15 protein-coding genes are annotated in these 16591 nt (G+C 67.3%); 3 read left to right on the top strand and 12 right to left on the bottom strand.

What is annotated here, in order from left to right:
• Positions 1–225 precede the first annotated feature (225 nt).
• On the top strand, positions 226–1530 hold the full coding sequence (locus tag ACODRV_RS11470; RefSeq protein ID WP_141627822.1) for a UDP-glucose dehydrogenase family protein: 1305 nt from the start codon (positions 226–228) through the stop codon (positions 1528–1530).
• 19 nt (positions 1531–1549) lie between these two features.
• Here the strand turns inward: ACODRV_RS11470 and ACODRV_RS11465 are convergent, their stop codons facing one another.
• Together ACODRV_RS11465 and ACODRV_RS11460 are read right to left on the bottom strand one after the other, a co-directional pair.
• Complete coding sequence (locus ACODRV_RS11465) at positions 1550–1720, bottom strand: hypothetical protein (protein WP_488908395.1); 171 nt, start codon at positions 1718–1720, stop codon at positions 1550–1552.
• A 371-nt stretch (positions 1721–2091) separates the two neighbouring features.
• Positions 2092–2766, bottom strand: coding sequence for a YiaD family glycine zipper/OmpA-like lipoprotein (locus ACODRV_RS11460; RefSeq protein WP_141627821.1), 675 nt, complete (start codon positions 2764–2766; stop codon positions 2092–2094).
• A gap of 228 nt (positions 2767–2994) precedes the next feature.
• On the opposite strand from ACODRV_RS11460, the gene ACODRV_RS11455 reads away from it, so the two are divergent.
• Positions 2995–3906, top strand: coding sequence for an isopenicillin N synthase family dioxygenase (locus ACODRV_RS11455; RefSeq protein ID WP_141628392.1), 912 nt, complete (start codon positions 2995–2997; stop codon positions 3904–3906).
• A gap of 226 nt (positions 3907–4132) precedes the next feature.
• Here ACODRV_RS11455 and ACODRV_RS11450 read toward each other — a convergent pair whose 3' ends face one another.
• The 8 genes from ACODRV_RS11450 to ACODRV_RS11415 form a co-directional block, all read right to left on the bottom strand.
• Entirely contained in the window at positions 4133–6130 is a 1998-nt protein-coding gene (locus ACODRV_RS11450; protein WP_488908394.1) for a ubiquitin-activating E1 FCCH domain-containing protein, read from the bottom strand.
• Between the two features lie 138 nt (positions 6131–6268).
• Positions 6269–8155 carry a M2 family metallopeptidase gene (locus tag ACODRV_RS11445; protein WP_488908393.1) on the bottom strand — a complete coding sequence of 629 codons (1887 nt, stop codon included), beginning with the start codon at positions 8153–8155 and terminating at the stop codon, positions 6269–6271.
• Positions 8156–8342: 187 nt separating this feature from the next.
• Positions 8343–9065: a monofunctional biosynthetic peptidoglycan transglycosylase gene (gene mtgA, locus ACODRV_RS11440; RefSeq protein WP_141627818.1), complete on the bottom strand. Its 723-nt coding sequence runs from the start codon at positions 9063–9065 to the stop codon at positions 8343–8345.
• Positions 9066–9107: 42 nt separating this feature from the next.
• Positions 9108–10724, bottom strand: a complete 1617-nt coding sequence (locus ACODRV_RS11435) for a TadG family pilus assembly protein (protein ID WP_488908392.1) — start codon at positions 10722–10724, stop codon at positions 9108–9110.
• On the bottom strand, positions 10721–11140 hold the full coding sequence (locus ACODRV_RS11430; protein ID WP_168196871.1) for a TadE/TadG family type IV pilus assembly protein: 420 nt from the start codon (positions 11138–11140) through the stop codon (positions 10721–10723). The genes ACODRV_RS11435 and ACODRV_RS11430 overlap by 4 nt, the downstream gene beginning before the upstream one ends.
• Positions 11125–11352 (bottom strand): hypothetical protein, encoded by a 228-nt coding sequence (locus ACODRV_RS11425; protein WP_488908391.1) that lies wholly within the window; start codon positions 11350–11352, stop codon positions 11125–11127. Before ACODRV_RS11425 ends, ACODRV_RS11430 begins: the two co-directional genes overlap by 16 nt.
• Positions 11353–11508: 156 nt before the next feature.
• On the bottom strand, positions 11509–12474 hold the full coding sequence (locus ACODRV_RS11420) for a WD40 repeat domain-containing protein (protein ID WP_141628391.1): 966 nt from the start codon (positions 12472–12474) through the stop codon (positions 11509–11511).
• A 64-nt stretch (positions 12475–12538) separates the two neighbouring features.
• Positions 12539–13648, bottom strand: coding sequence for a CobW family GTP-binding protein (locus tag ACODRV_RS11415; protein ID WP_141627815.1), 1110 nt, complete (start codon positions 13646–13648; stop codon positions 12539–12541).
• A 154-nt stretch (positions 13649–13802) separates the two neighbouring features.
• Between ACODRV_RS11415 and ACODRV_RS11410 the strand changes: the two genes are divergently transcribed.
• Positions 13803–14738, top strand: coding sequence for a hypothetical protein (locus ACODRV_RS11410; protein WP_488908390.1), 936 nt, complete (start codon positions 13803–13805; stop codon positions 14736–14738).
• Between the two features lie 2 nt (positions 14739–14740).
• On the opposite strand, the gene ACODRV_RS11405 is transcribed toward ACODRV_RS11410, so the two are convergent.
• Positions 14741–15598, bottom strand: a complete 858-nt coding sequence (locus ACODRV_RS11405; protein ID WP_488908389.1) for a cation diffusion facilitator family transporter — start codon at positions 15596–15598, stop codon at positions 14741–14743.
• 303 nt (positions 15599–15901) lie between these two features.
• A complete protein-coding gene (locus ACODRV_RS11400) occupies positions 15902–16561 on the bottom strand; it encodes a hypothetical protein (protein ID WP_488908388.1) in 660 nt (219 codons plus the stop codon).
• Between the last annotated feature and the right edge of the window lie 30 nt (positions 16562–16591).

Here is a 16591-nt window from a genome sequence, read left to right as displayed (position 1 = left end):
GCTGGCCCGCGCCACCGCCGACGGCGTGCGTGAGCCGCTCAACCGTCGCGCCACCATCGGCATCAACTTCCGTTAATCCGGAAGTCGCCGACAAGGCAGCACTACAGAGCCGCCGGTCCTCGAAAGAGGGCCGGCGGTTTTGCATTGCGTCGTTTCGTTCGTCGGGGTGGTCAAAGGGCCGCCCGGTCGCTATCTCGACGGCCTGTCTGAACGGGGTGCATCCACATGCGCGTGGCGATGATCGGAACCGGCTATGTAGGCCTGGTGTCGGGGGCCTGTTTCGCGGACTTCGGTCACGTGGTGACGTGCGTCGACAAGGACGCCTCCAAGATCGAACGTCTGGAGAAGGGCGAGATCCCGATCTTCGAGCCGGGCCTTGAGGATCTGGTCGCGTCGAACGTGCGCGGCGGTCGCCTGTCTTTCGCCCTGGACGGGGCCGAGGCCATCCGGGCGGCCGACGCCGTCTTCATCGCCGTGGGCACGCCCTCGCGTCGCGGCGACGGCCATGCCGACCTGTCCTATGTCTATGCCGCCGCCGAGGAGATCGCCGGCCTGATCGAGGGCTTCACCGTCGTGGTGACCAAGTCGACCGTTCCGGTCGGCACCGGCGACGAGATCGAGCGCATCATTCGTGAACGTCGTCCGGACGCCGAGTTCGCGGTCGTCTCCAACCCCGAGTTCCTGCGTGAAGGCGCGGCGATCGAGGACTTCAAGCGCCCCGACCGCGTCGTGGTCGGCACCGACGACGCGCGCGCGCAGCAGGTCATGCGCGAGCTGTACCGGCCGCTGAACCTGAACGAGACGCCGATCCTGTTCACCGGCCGCCGCACGTCCGAACTGATCAAATATGCGGCCAACGCCTTCCTGGCGATGAAGATCACCTTCATCAACGAGATGGCGGACCTGTGCGAGGCCGTGGGCGCCGATGTGCAGCAGGTCGCGCGCGGCATCGGCCTGGACAACCGGATCGGTTCGAAATTCCTGCACGCGGGCCCCGGCTATGGCGGCTCCTGCTTCCCGAAGGACACCCTGGCCCTCGTCCGCACCGCGGTGGACGCCGGTACGCCGGTGCGCCTGATCGAGACGACGGTCGAGGTCAACGACGCCCGCAAGAAGGCGATGGCGGGGCGCGTCTCGTCCGCGCTGGACGGCGACCTGAAGGGCAGGACGGTCGCCCTGCTGGGCGTGACCTTCAAGCCGAATACCGACGACATGCGCGACGCCCCGTCTCTGGACGTGGTGCCCGCGCTGCTGGCCGCGGGCGCGACGGTGCAGGCCTATGATCCTGAAGGCATGCACGAGGCCGCCAAGCTGCTGGACGGCGTGGTGTTCAGGGACGGCCCCTACGACGCCGTCGAGGGCGCCGATGTGGTGGTGATACTGACCGAGTGGGACCAGTTCCGGGCGCTCGATCTGGACCGCATCAAACTGCTGCTGAAACAGCCCGTGATGGTCGATCTGCGCAATGTCTATCGTCCGGACGACATGCGGGCGCGCGGCTTCCGCTACACCTCGATCGGTCGCGCCTGATCGCGCGATCCGACCGCGCCTAGCGTGAGACGGTGTGAATCAGCCGGGCCTGTGACACGGCCAGCGGATCAGGCTTCGGCAGCAGCGCCCGTCCCGCGCCGATCACCACGGTCGCGGTCATGATGGCGGACACGACGGCGATGGCCGCCAGCTTGATGCCGTCCGCGAATTCCTGATGATCCGGCCGCAAGCGTTCCCCCGAGTCGAGCGCTTCGCGTATCCAGCATTTCACCCGCCTGCTTCGCAAGTCACGGAACGGTGTCGGGGAAAGAAAAGCGAGGCGAGTGGCGGGGATGGCGTCCGGCTGGTCGGGCGGTGTGCGGGGAAGTGGCGAGTGGCTGGTGGTTAGTGGCTGGCCCACAGCCTGCAGCCGTCAGGCCGGCGTCGCCCTTCCGCCAATGTCGGAAGACGTAACGCGCCGTCGCTTTTCGATTGCTTGCGGAAGGGCGGCGCAATCGGCGCCGTCGCACGGTGGTGGCCAGCCACTAACCACCAGCCACTCGCCACTTCACAGCCACCGGCGACGGCGCTCGCGCACCGCCGCCGGCTTCTGCGTCAGGATCAGCCCTGGAACGGACGGATCAGGATTTCGACGCGACGGTTCTGGGCCCGGCCCTGCGGCGTGCCGTTGTCGGCGATCGGGTTGCGCGAGCTGACGCCCGCCACATACAGACGCTCGCGCAGGACGCCGCGGTCGATCAGATAGCCGGCGACCGACGAGGCGCGACGCTCCGACAGCGGCTGGTTGATCGCGTCGCCGCCCGAGGAATCGGTGTGGCCGATCACATCGACCAGCGAGCGGTCGTACTCCTGAAGCACGCGCGCGACGTCATCCAGGGTGGCCACGAAGCGCGGGTCGATGTTCGACTGGTTGGTGGCGAAGGTGACGTCCGACGGCATGCGCAGGATCAGGTTGTCGCCCTGACGGGCCACGCCGACGCCGGTGCCGGACAATTCGGCTTCCAGCGCGCGCTGCTGACGGTCCATGTACTGGCCGACCGCGGCGCCGCCCAGGGCGCCGATGCCGGCGCCGATCAGGGCGTTCTTGCGGCCTTCCTCGGAATTCGAGGTGTTGGTCAGATAGCCCAGCAGGGCGCCGCCCAGGGCGCCGGCGATCACACCGGTGCCGGTGTTGTTGCGGCGTGGGGTCGAGCTGTACGGATCAGTGGTGGTGCAGGCGGCGGCGCCCAGAAGGGCGGCGATGCTGACGCCGGCGACGATGAGTTTGGCGCGCATGGGGGAATCCTTTCGAAGTGAGGTCTCTGCCTCGGAAACGCGGTCTTATGGTCAAGGTTCCTGCCTGTACCGAACCTGAACGGATCGGGACGCTTTCGCGACCTCGCCCACGCTTTGCCAAGATCGGGTCGCAGGGCGTATGGAAACGACCAGATTATCGACAAGGGTTCCCTCGTGACCGCAGACGCCACCGCCGCCCCCGCCACCCGCGCCCTCGAGCCGGTCTCGATGACGCTGTACGATCAGGACTTCCAGGCCTTCGCCGACGCCCTGGGCGGATCGTTCAAGCGCTACGGCTTCGCCGTGATCGCCGACCATGGGCTGGACGAAGCCGTCATCGGCGCCGCCCTCGACGACGCCAAGGCCTTCTTCGCCCTGCCGGAAGAGGTGAAGCGCCAGTATCACCAGCCCGGAACCGGCGGCGCGCGCGGCCTCACCCCGTTCGGCGTCGAGGCCGCCAAGGGCGCGGCCACCGTCGATCTCAAGGAGTTCTGGCACGTCGGCCGTGAACTGCCGGAAGGCCACCCCTACCGCAAATACATGCGCGACAACGTCTGGCCGACCGAGATCGAGGGCTTCCGCGAGCACGTCTACGGCATGTTCACCGCCATGGACGAACTGGGCGCCAAGGTGCTGCGCGGCATCGCCCGCTATCTGGAACTCGGCGACGACTATTTCGCGGACAAGGTCCAGCTGGGCAATTCGATCCTGCGCATGCTGCACTATCCGCCGGTTCCGGCCGGCGCCTCGGGCGTCCGCGCGGGCGCGCACGAGGACATCAACGTCATCACCCTGCTGCTGGGCGCCGAGGAGCGCGGACTGCAGCTGAAGGACGCCGACGGCGAATGGCTGGAAGTCGCGCCGCCGCCGGGCGCCCTGGTGGTCAACATCGGCGACATGCTGCAGCGCCTGACCAACCACGTCCTGCCGTCGACCAGCCACAGGGTCATCAACCCGACGCCGGAACGGGCCAGCTTCGCCCGCTACTCGACGCCCTTCTTCCTGCACTTCAACCCGGACTTCGTGATCGAGAGCCTGCCGTCCACCGTGACGCCGGACAATCCCGACCGCTACGCCGGCCAGCCCCTGATGGCCGAGGACTTCCTGACCCAGCGCCTGAAGGAAATCCGGCTGATCTGACGCTGTTGCTGACGGCGGTGCGCTCCGGGCGGGCGCACTGCCGGAAAGTGATTGGTGATTGGTGGTTAGTGCTTGGCCCGCAAGGTGCAGCGGGGCGCCCTGTGCTGCCCCCCGCCGTCAGCGGAAGGGCGACTCAGACGGTCGCGGCCACTGGATGGCGGCCAACCACTAACCACCAATCACTTCCCCGCTCGGTCTCCGCCGGTCGCGCGCAGTCGCAACCCCGCTACTTCGAAATCCTCAGCTGGCTGATGCTGCGGCCGATGGCGCCGAAGGCGGTCTTCAGCGAGGTGCCGTTCTGCGGCAGGTAGACGTAGCTCGGGCTGGTCGCGCAGGCCTGCATCACCTCGGTGGCGGTATCGACCACATTGGGCGTGCGATCCGTCGTCCCGGCGATGTCGAAGCCGACCGTATAGACGATGACGCCCTGCGCCTTCATGGCGTTGCACATGCTCACCGCCTGCAGGAACGGGCTGCCGTTGTTCGAGTCGTGGTTGATCCAGCGGTCGTTCGAGCCGCCGCCCGATCCGGAATCGCGCGCGCGGACGCCGTTGTAATAGACCGCGTTGAACTCGCCGTCGGTCATGATGATCACGACCTTCAGCAAGTTGCGGGTGCCGTAAGGGTCCGGACGGCTCTCCTGCGGGAAGATCGCGCCGAAGGTCGGCGAGACCATGTACCAGCCCCAGCCCACGCCGATCTGACCCGCCGTGCCGCCCTCGGCCTTGTAGGCGTTGATGCGGCTGTGCAGCGTCGCCCGGTCGGTGGTCAGGGGGGTGAAGGTCGTGGTCATGCAACCGCCCTGACCGACATCCGACGTGCCGACATAGGAGAAGGCCACCTTGGCGGAGGAGGGCGAGGCGTCCGTATAGGCCTGCGCGCCGACCCGCTCGCTGACGCAGCTCGACGCCTCGTAGATGCGCAACGCGCCGTTGTTGTTGGTGAACAGATAGTTTGCGCAGCCATACTCCAGACACTGCACCGTCCCGCGCCGGGTGTAGGCCGACACCATCGACGGCACGACGCCGTTCAGCGAGAAGGTCGAGCTTCCCAGACGGGTCACTGTCTGGTGGAAGGGCGGCGGGTTCGAGCCGGTCGAGGGGCTGACCGAGTTCTGGGTGTTGATCTGGGTCATGCCCTCGACGCCCAGAATGCGGACGTCGTCGCCGGTCGCCAGCCCGTGGTTGGCCGAGGTCACCACGACCTCACAGGTCGAGAGCTGGCATTTCTGCACCCGGCCGCTGTTGGCGGTGTAGGTGTTGTACGAGGACGTGCTCAGGCTGGTCCAGGTCGAGCCGGTCCATCGCTCGAGGGTGAAGGTGTTCGTATTGGTCGCGGCGACCCGATACGGCTTGTTGTTCAGCCAGGTCGCCAGACTGGAGTTGCTGGGCGAGCCGGAGCTACTCACCGAACTGATCCAGACATGGTCGCCCACCGCGAAGCCGTGGCCGTTCGAGGTGAACACCGCATTGCTGGCCTTGGTGACGCCGCTGATCGTCTTCTGGGTCCCCACCTCCCATGACGCGGCGGTGATGTTGGTCGGGCCGGTGGCCGCGCCGCGCACGTCGTTCAGATAGGAGCCTGCGTTAACCCCCATCGAATAGGGGACCAGCGCCATCCGGGTGCGGTTGATGCTCTGGTTGGTCTGGACCACCAGATCGACCAGATCGTTCGATGCCTGCTGCAGGTCGCGCAGGCGCTGGCCGTCCATCGAGCCGGTGATGTCGAGCACCAGCGACACCTCGATGTCCTTGGTCGCCCGGTTCACCTCGGAATGGGCGCCGACCTGCACATAGTCGTCCAGAAACTGGCCGTAGGGCGGCAGGAAGATATTGGCCACCAGGGTCTTCACATCGACCTTGGCGCTGGCGACGACGATCTCCTCGTCCTGCAGGACGAAGGTGGTGTCGGCCTCGCGCAGGATGACGTCGGGATAGGCGTTCAGATTGGCCTTCAGCGCGGCCATGCCGACCCGCTGGATGTTGTCGGCGTCGCTGTAGGGCGAGCGGGCGGCGGCCAGCGTCGCGGCGTCCAGCGCATCCTGCAGGTTCACGCGCACGGTCGAGGCGCGATGGATGTCCACCCCGCCCACGGTCATCAGGATCAGAACCGGCAGGCTCAGGCCGAAGATCATGGCCACATTGCCGCGCGTCTCTCTGGCCAGACGGCCAAGGAAACGCCGGCCGCCGCGCACCATGCGGCTGATGTGTCGTCCAAAGGTCATCGTCCTGTCCCGCGCCCCGGGGCTCTTGCGGCCCATGGTCATCGGAACAGGATGACGGAGTTCGGTTAAGGGAAGGCTCAATGCCGAAGGTTAACCCGGCGGTGACGAACCGCCGGGCGTTCCCTCGAGATCAGGCGATCAGGCTTCCCAGCCGCAGTCCTTGCCGCGGTTCTGGGCGGTCAGCCAGACGTTCAGCGGCGCGAAATAGTCGGCGACCGCCGAGGCGTCGTTGCCGGTCTCGCCCGTGAAGGCCCGCATGGCTTCCGGCCAGGGGCGCGACTGGCCCATCTCCATCATGGCGTTGAAGCGGCGACCCACTTCCTCGTTGCCGTAGATCGAGCAGCGGTGCAGCGGCCCGGTCCAGCCCGCCTGCTTGCAGGCCGCGCGCTGGAACTGGAACTGGTAGATGTGCGCCAGGAAGTAGCGGGTGTACGGCGTGTTGCCCGGGATGTGGTACTTGGCGCCCGGATCGAAGGCGTTGTCCGGGCGCGGTCCCGGCGGAATCAGACCCTGATACTTCAGCATGTCCTCCGACCAGGCGGCGTTGTACTCACCCGGGCTGGTCTCGCCCGAGAACACGTCCCAGCGCCAGCGGTCGACCATCAGGCCGAACGGCAGGAAGGCGATCTTGTCCAGCGCCATCTTGAGCAGGAAGGGAATGTCCTCTTCCGCGCCCGGCACGGTCTGCAGCAGACCGATCTGGTTCAGATAGGTCGGGGTCAGGGCCGACAGGCCGACGAAGTCGCCGATGGCCTCGTGGAAGCCGTCGTTCGCCCCGTTCTTGAACAGGAACGGCTGATCCTTGTAGGCGCGCTGGTAGTAGTTGTGACCCAGTTCGTGGTGGACGGTGTAGAAGTCGTCGCCGTTCACCTGGGTGCACATCTTGATGCGGATGTCGTCCCGGTTATCCAGGTCCCAGGCCGACGCGTGGCAGACCACTTCGCGGTCGCGCGGGCGGGTGATCTGCGACCGTTCCCAGAAGGTCTGCGGCAGGGCCTCGAGGCCCAGCGAGGTGTAGAAGCCCTCGCCGGTGCGGACCATGCGGGTGGCGTCGTAGTCGGCCGAAGTCAGCAGGTTCGTCAGGTCATAGCTGCTTTCGCCGCCGCTGGTCGGGGCGACGACGTCATAGATGTTCCCCCACTGCTGCGACCACATATTGCCCAGCAGGTCGGCGCGGATCGGGCCGTGGTCCGGCTGGACGGCGTCGCCGTATTTGGCGTTCAGGCGGCCGCGCACATAGCAGTGCAGGTTCACATAGAAGGGCTTCACCTGCTCCCACAGGCGGTCGGTCTCGGCGGCGAAAGCGTCCGGGTCCATGTCATAGCCCGCGCGCCACATGGCGCCGGTGTCGGCGAACCCCAGCTCTCGGCTGCCCTCGTTGGCGATCTCGACCATGCGGGCGTAGTCGGCGGCCATCACCGGCGAGATGGTGCGCCAGCCTTCGTACAGGGCCTTGGTCTGCGCCGGATCGCGGCTCTCGGCCATCAGGATGTTGGCCTCGTCCAGCGTGATCTCACGGCCCTGGAACTGGAACTTGCCGGTGGCGTAGGTCGAGTCCAGACGGGTTGTGATGTCCGCCAGCTCGCTGGCCGCGCCCGCCCGGGCCGGGGCGGGCAGGACGATGCCGAGGCGCAGCAGGTTCAGCTTGCGCCGCACGTCGGCGGGGACCTCGACATCATTGAAACGGGCCGCCTGACCGGCCAGCCGCACCTGCACCTCGGTCACCTGGGCGTTGATCCGGCTCTCCAGCCACATGGTGTCGAAGGTGATGTTGGTGGCGCGGGTCCACTGGATGCGCGCGGCTTCCTCGCTGAGGGCGGCCAGTTCGCGCTCGGCGTCGGCGACGAAATTGACGGCTTCGGCGGCGGTCGGGGCTGCGTTGACGATTTCGCCGCTGGTCAGGGGCCGCGCCTGCAGGCGGCCGGAAGGCGTCTCGGGCTGGTCGAAATAGCCGGGCGCCATACAGGCGGCGACGCCGAAGGCGAGCGCGCACACGGCGGTCGCGGTCATCAGGGAACGCTTCATCAGGATCTCCTCGCGGCCTCCCGCCGCGTCTCGGCGGCAAGGGACCGGAGCGGGGCCTTAAGGTCAAGCGGCGCTGTTGGAGCGAAATCGGTCGAGTTGGACGCGGTCCAACTCGGCCCAGATTTCGCTCCAACATGAATCTGGAGCCTGATTCACGGCATCAGCGGAATCGTGAAGCGATTCCACCTCAGCCGATCAGGCTCTGGCGGCTCACGCAGGCGTTCAGCCCGTCATTTCTCACCGTGCCCATCGCCGCCTGAATCCGCGAGGCGCGGCGACGGACATAGGGGCCGGGTTCAGCCGCCTGATAGCGACGCGGGGAGGGCAGGATGGCGGCCAGACGCGCGGCCTCGCGGGCCGTCAGGTCCTTCGCGCTTTTGCCGTACCAGTGCCGGGCGGCGGCCTCGGCGCCGTATACGCCCGGCCCCCATTCGGCGACGTTCAGATAGACTTCCATGATCCGCCGCTTGCCCCAGGCGGTCTCGATCAGGACCGTGTAGCCGGCCTCCAGCCCCTTGCGGAGCCAGTCCCGCCCCGGCCACAGGAAGACATTCTTGGCCGTCTGCTGGCTGATGGTCGAGCCGCCGCGCATGCGCCCGCTGCCGCGCTTCTCGGCCCGGGCGTTGTCCTTCAGGGCCTTCTGGATGGCCTTCATGTCGAAGCCGGAGTGGGCGCAGAAGGTCGCGTCCTCGGCGGCGATCACCGCATCCACCAGTCGGGGCGAGATGTCGTCCAGCGCGCGCCAGCGGTAGTCCCGGCCCTCGCCCTGGAACAGGCGTGTGGTCATCAACCAGGTCTGGGGCGGCGGCACGAAGCGGTACAGGGCCACCCCGCCGAACACGAGGAGGCCCAGCGTCATCAGCACGGTCAGCACCGGCCGTTTCCACCTCGATCCTGAAGCCCCCGTCATGCGCCGATGTTTGGCCGCGCCGCCGGGCGCATGCAAGGGGGATCAGGCCGCCAGCGTCGGGGGCGATCCCTTGATGCCGCACAACAGGCCCGCCGGGCGGATGTCGGCCTCGCCGATGCCGACGCCGACCAGTTGCAGCACCTGCTCCAGCACCAGATCCAGCGGCGCGGCGATCTCGCCCAGAATGGTGCGCAACTGGTTCGGCAGGCCCGGCAGGGCGACACCCAGCCCCAGCACCTGGATGTCCAGATCGGTGTTGGCCACCAGGCTGGTCAGGGTCGTGCCGAGGATGTCCTTCGACCCGATGGTCTTGGCCTCCAGGTTGGTCACGTCGTGCCGGGTGAAGCGCAACTGCTTGTCGCCGGAATCGGCCACATTGATCCGCGCCGAACCCCGCACCTTCAGAACCGCCGTGTCCAGAATGGCGGCGGGCGTCAGGGCGGCGTCGCGGGAGAAGTCGGCCAGCCGGGTCGAGTCGATCTCGCCCAGGGCCACGCTGGCCACGCCCGAGCGGGCCGTGACGTCGAAGGCGTCGGCGCGGCAGTCGATGGCGGCCAGCGCCGCCTTGCCGCTCGCCACCTCGGCATAGACCGGCAGGTGGACCTTGCCGAGGCCGGCCAGATTCAGGGTCGTCACGTCGATGTGCAACCGCACCTGCGCCGTGCGCACCACGGTGCTGCCGTCACGCGCGACGGTCAGCCAGGCGGACTTCTGCTCCCGCTCGCCGATGGCCAGCCGGACGCTGACGCTGACAGGAGCCTGCACATTGGCGTTCAGACTGATGGTCTGCGGTCCCGCCGCCTCGCCCAGCGCGGCGTTCAGCAGGTCCCAGACGGGTACGCTGGCGTTGACGTCGCCCTTCACGCCCGGCGCGATGTCGATAAGGGAATCAAGGCGCAGATCGCGGTCCTGCCCCGTGCCCAGCGAGGCGGAGATGCTCTTCAGGGCCACGCTGGTCTGGCCGGTGGTGGCCGAGGCCATGGCGTCCACCAGATACCGGGTCGACAGGGGCCGGATCAGCAGGGTTTCGCGGTCCTCCACCGACAGGGTGTGGGCCAGGTTCTGCAACAGGTCGTCCACGTCCAGACTGGAGGTCAGCAGGCTGTTGTAGGACAGGGCGGTCAGCTGGATCTGGCGACCGGTCAACTGGGTCAGCAGGGCGTTGACCAGCGGCGGGTCCAGCGTCAGCAGGCGCGAGCCGATGGAGAAGGCGGCGGCGTCCCGCGCCGGGCGGATGGCCACGGCGGTCTTGCGCACCCGCACGTCGCTGATGCCCAGCACCGAGCCGAAGAACAGCTTCACATCCTCCTGCAGCACCACCTGCACGGCGTCCGGAAGGGGGCCGGACGGGTTGAACCGCTGCGGGATCGGCACCTCGGCGCGTGCGTGATACTCGCCCAGGGCGACGGTCTCGATGCGAGCGGTCGAGTTCTTCAGCGACAGCACGCGCCGCACGGTCGGCTCGGCGGTGGCCAGATTGCCCGCGGCGGATACGGCGGCGGTGTCGGCCAGCCCCTGCAAGGCGCGCGCGCGGAATTGCACCGAGGCGACGTCGATGGCGGCGGCGGTCGCCGTGATCACCAGCACGGAGATCATCACCGACAGGGCGCCGACCCCGCCGCGCCGGTCGCGCAGCAGGCGTGTCAGCAGGGCCCTCATCCCGCCGGCTCCGGGATCACGACCACGGCGGCGCGGGTGACGTTCCGGTCGGGCATGGGGATCAGCCGCGCCAGGTCATAGTCGGGCAGGGTGGTCGTCACCGATACGGCGTACAGATCGCCGTCGCGCCAGGCGCGCCAGGTCCGGGTCGCGCCGTTCTCCAGCGGGACACGCACAGCGGCGCCGTCCATCAGATTGGTGACGATGCTCAGCCGTTCCGTGTCATCCAGTCCCGCCACGGCGGCGCGGGCGCCGTCGCTGGCCAGGTTCTGGGTCTGCGAGGCGACCGTGAACCAGCGGCTGTAGAAGATGCCTCCGGCGACGAGGGCCAGCAGGGCGGGCGCCAGAATGGCGAACTCCACCGCGGCGCCGCCACGGCGGTTGCGCAGGAAGGATAGGGTCAGCGATCTCGACATGGGGGCGCCTTTCCGGCGCCGGGCGTGGAGTGGGCGATCATGTCCGCCATGGACCGACGTGTCTTCGGGCATTCGGCCAGCGAGATGATGCGCCATTCCTCCGGCGACAGATCCGCCATGGCGACCGGCGTGGGCCGGGGGCGCGCAACAGCGGCGGTGCGGGGAGGGACCTCCAGTCCCAGGAAGCCAGGAACAGATTTGGAGTGCGTCATGACCCCATGCCTACGCCTGTTTCGCTAATACATCCTGAACGCGTAACCTGAATTAATACTCGTAAAAATGGTTGTTTCCCTCACGGAACGTTGTTCACCCGAAGATGAATTCTCGTCAGTCACGGGTTTCTGGGAAAATTCTTCCCTGAATGGAATTCAGATGGAAAAGACGCCTGCGTTTCCATCTTCATCAGCCCAGGCGACGCGGCTCGCATCCGGGCTCATGCTCAGGGCCACGACGGTGGCGCCCTTGTCGGCCTTGAGGAAGTTCAGCCCCTGTCCGGCGGGGTCGGCCAGCCAGACCCGGCCGTCGTTCAGGCCCGCAACCAGGAGCCCCGATTTCGGAGTCGAGGCGACCAGAGCCACCAGACTGCCCTCGTCATAGCCGATCTCGGTGGCTTCCTTGCCCATCGGGCCGTTGGCGCCGACGAAGGGCCACAGCACCGCGCCCTGCGCGCCGGAGGTCGCCATCAGCTGGCCCTTCGACAGGAAGCTGACCGACTTCACCTTGCCCGGATAGCCGCCCATCCGCAGGTTCTTCTGATCCTTGATGCGCCAGCCGTGCAACTGGTTGTCCTGCATGGCGGTGATGATGAAGGCGCCGTCCGGCGAAAAGGCCACGCTGGTGTGCGATCCGGCCCATTTCAGCATCGTCGGCTTCTGGTCGGCGATCCGCGCGAACCACAGGGCCGCGCCGCCGTAGGTCGAGGCCGCGATCCGGCGCCCCTTCGGTTCGAAGGCCACGCCCGAGACGGTGCGCTCATGCACGAAGTCGCGACGGAAGCCCGCGTCCCTGGAGTCGATCACCGACAGGGTCTTGCCCGCCGAGAAGGCGATCAGCCCGCTTTCGGCCGAGGCGTCGATGGCGTCGATCCAGGCGCCCTTGGCGGTGGCCAGCAGCCCGGCCTCGCCCTTGCGGTGCCAGATCACCCGGCCGTCGTCGCCGCCGGTCACGATGCCTTCGCCCGAGGGGTGAACGCAGGCGCACAGGATGGCGCCGTCATGGGCGATGCTGAAGGCGCCGTCCTCGAAACGGACCGCCCCGTCCCCGAGGGCGAAGACCGCGCCGTCCTTCTCGAACAGGGCGGCGGTGGGCTGGGCGTCAAACTGGAAGGTGGTCATGGCGGTCATATATCGTCCCCGCCGGGAAAATCGAGCTTGGTCCCTTGAGACAGGTCCCCGAGGGTCAGGCGGCGGCGCAGCTCTCGAACCCGGCGCGCAGGGCGGCTTCGTCCAGATCGCGGCCGATGAAGACGGCGCGCGACCAGCGGCGCTCCTTTTCGCCCCACGGCTTTTGCAGGTCTCCCTCAAGGATCATGTGCACCGCCTGGAAGACCAGACGACGATCCTCGCCGGCGACCTCAATGATGCCCTTGGCGCGCAGGATGTTCTGGCCCTGCTCGCCCAGCAGCTTGTCCAGCCATTGGGTGAATTTCTGGCCGTCCAGCGGGCGGTCCAGCGACAGGGCGATGCCCTTGATGTCGTCCTCGTGCGCATGGCCGCGCGCGCCGTGGTGATGGTCGTGTTCATGACCGTGATGGTCGTGCCCGTGGTCATGGTCATGATGATGGTGGTCGTGGCCGCAGTGCTCGTCGTGCACATGGCCGTCGGCGCCGTGCGGCGGGTTCACGAAATCCGGGCGGACCTCGGTGATCCGGTCCAGATCGAAGCCGTGCACGCCCAGCACCTGATCCAGCGGCACGTTCGAGCGCTCGGCGCGGGTGATCGGGGCCAGCGGGTTCAGCGCGCGCAGGCGGCTTTCCACCACGGCCAGCTCGTCGCCCGAGACCAGATCGACCTTGTTCAGAATGATGCGGTCGGCGAAGGCCACCTGCTCGCGGGCCTCCTTCGAGTCATCCAGCCGCGCCATCACGTGCTTGGCGTCCACCAGCGCCGTGACGCTGTCCAGCTGGGTCTTGGCCTTGACCTCGTCGTCCACGAAGAAGGTCTGGGCCACCGGGCCGGGGTCGGCCAGACCGGTCGTCTCCACGATGATGGCGTCGAACGCGGGCTTTCCCGGACGCTGGCGCTTCATCAGCCCCGACACCACCCGGATCAGGTCGCCGCGCACCGTGCAGCAGACGCAGCCGTTGTTCATCTCGAACACGTCTTCATCCGCGCCGACCACCAGATCGTTGTCGATGCCGATCTCACCGAACTCGTTGACGATGACGGCGTACCGCTTGCCGTGGTCCTCGGTGAGGATGCGGTTCAGCAGGGTTGTCTTCCCCGCGCCGAGATAGCCGGTGAGGACGGTGACGGGGATCTTGGCGTTTGCGGAAGCTGTGTCGGTCATGGCGCTCATCTAGGGTTTGATGGGCGGCGGGAAAAGAGCGTTGGTGTCTGCAACGACGGGTTTGGCCGCCTCTGCCTTCACAGTGGAATGAAACGCCCCTAACCTGTGGTTGCTTCGCTGGGCGGGAGGGCGACTTGCAAGATCGCGATTGTGCTTGACCGAGTTGGATGACAGGGCGCTCGTTCCCTTCGACACTGTCTATGCGTCGGTTACCGTAGACATCCGCGCCATCGCCGCCCGCCAAGCGAGCAAGCCTGATCGGGATTGGCTTCTTGCTCTGGTCGATGGGTTCCTGCGCGAACGTGACCTCTGGAATGATCGCGAAGAACTGGAAGGCTATCGGCAACGCTGGATGGAGTTCCGCACCCCGTTCATGCGCCTGATGGCGGGCGCCTATCTGCACATCGGCTATGACCTGCCGCGTTCAATGGCTGATCACTGGCCGGGGCGGGGCCAATGGCTTCCTCGTCCCGACAAACGCGAGGCGCGGCGCATCTATTTTGGCCTCAAGGAGGTCTTTCCCGACAATCTTCGACGAGCAGCACGGAACCGGGGTGTTTTCTCCGGCTGGACGCCGATTACAGCCCGCATCCCGCCCTCCTTGCTGAACGCTGCCGGCCTGTGGGTGGAGAATCTCAGGCGCGGCGCGTGGGATCACGCGGAGGTGCTGGCGGACAGCGCGAACCGTGAATTCATGGAGTTGGCGATGGCCGCGGCGATGCAGGGGGCGCTCGAAGATGCCGAGCTTGTCCGCCCGTGGACCGTGGCGAACCTTCGTCCGTTCGACGACTTCTTCCTCAGCCTGGCGCCGTTGTTGGCGCTCGGCCCTTTGGCTGGAAGTCTGTCAGTTGGAATCTCTGTCGGGCTTACGGTCGGTGCGCTTGTGGCGATGGGGGTGTCCGTCTTCTTTGTCAGGCGTCAGCGGGCAGCGGAGCTTGCGGTTGATCAGGCCGCCTTCATCAGTCTTTGGGGGCGACTGTTGGCCGAGTACCTGGCCGCAGCTGTGCGGGAGCCCGAAGGTTTCCCTCGGTATCGGCATCTGCGCCGCATCGACATGGGGCTTGAACCGCCGGATGAACCCTTGAGGTAACCTCAGCAATCCGGACAATCCGGCAGCACGCCGCTTTCCAGCTGCAGCGTCGTGTGGCTGATCTCGAACCGTTTGCGGGCCAGGGTCTGGGCCTCGATCAGCAGGGCGTCGGCGTCGGGGCGGTCGTGGACCAGATGCGCCGTCAGGGCGGTGTCGGTGGTCGACAGGCCCCAGACGTGCAGGTCGTGCACCGCGCTGACGCCGGGCAGGGCGAGGAAGGCCTTGCGGATGGTCTCGACGTCCACCCCGCGCGGGGCGGCGTCCAGCGCCAGATTGACCGAGTCCTTCAGCAGGCCCCAGGTCCCGATCATGATGACGGCCACGATCAGCAGGCTGACGATCGGGTCGATCAGGCTCCAGCCGGTGAACAGGATGGCCGCGCCCGCGATCACCACGCCGATCGACACCCCCGCGTCCGCCATCATGTGCAGATAGGCGCCGCGCACGTTCAGGTCCTTGTGCTGGTCCTTCATGAACAGCAGCGCCGTGCCCAGATTGATGACGAAGCCGATGCCCGCCACGATCATGATGGTGGTCGACCCGACCGGCGCGGGCTCGGCGAACCGGCGCACGGCCTCGAAGGCGATGGCGCCGCAGGCGAAGATCAGCGCCAGCGCGTTGAACAGGGCCGCCAGCACCGTCGCCTTGCCGTAGCCGTAGGTCTTGCCCGCGCTCGCCGTGCGGCGCGCCAGCCAGGCCGCGCCTCCGGCCATGGCCAGTCCCAGCACGTCCGACAGATTGTGCCCTGCGTCGGCCATCAGGGCGGTGGAATCGCTCATCACGCCCGCGCCGAACTCGACCGCCACAAAGGCCAGATTGACCACCAGACCGACCAGATAGCGCCAGTCGCCGGTGTTCACCGGTCCATGATGGTGGCCGCCGATCCCGTGGTGATGATGCCCGTGCCCGTGCCCGTGCCCGTGCCCGTGATCATGGCTGTGGTCATGCCCGTGATCGTGGTCGGAATGATCGTGTGCGTGGTCGTGCGTGTGCGCCATGCCGACTCCTTAGGCTTCACCGCACGAAGGGTCAACGCGATGGCGCTTTAAGTTATTGAATGTAAATGTATAACCTTGCATCAGAGCGAAATCGGTCGGGGCGGGCGCAGGCCGGCCCGGCTCAGATTTCCCACCAGCACAATGCCGGAGCCTGATTGGCTCCGGTCAGTGCTGGTGGAACACGACCAGAAGGCCGATCCCGATCAGGGCGATCCCCAGCACCGCCCCCTCGTAGCGCGCCCAGCGCTCGAGCCGCAGCACCGACCAGCCCGCGCGGGCCAGCAGGGTGAACACCGACATGCCCGCCATCGTCCCCGCCGCGAAGGCCAGCGTCAGCGCGCCGAGCACCAGCAGGCCTTCCTTCGCCTGGGACAGATAGATGGGCAGCAGCACCTCGCCCGGCGACACGGCCATCATGGCCACCAGCCCCCAGAAGGCGGCGGCGTGGGTGACGGTCGGCTCGGGCAGGTCGAACTCCGGTCCGCCGGCGGTGCGGGGCCGACGCAGGGTCGCCCGGGTCAGATAGAAGACGCCGAACAGGAACAGCAGGGCCGCCGACACCCAGGGCAGCAGGCCGGAAATCCACTGATCCAGCGCCAGTCCGGCCACGACGATCAGGCCGCCGACCACGGCGGTGGTGACGATATGGGCCAAGCCCGCAGCCCCCACCGCGCCCAGCAGGCGCGGCAGGCTCCAGCGCTGCGCGCGACCCACCAGCGCGAAAGGCAACCAGTGGGTCGGCAGGGCGGCGTGCAGGAAGGCCGTCGCGAAGCCGGTCCCCAGAAGGGACAGCAGGATCGGTTGCTCAAGATCGGACGGCGACATTGACCGTCCTGTACTCTGTTACTTTATAAC

The organism is Brevundimonas sp. FG8 (genome assembly GCF_057808845.1).
This window is presented reverse-complemented; position numbering and strand designations above follow the sequence as displayed.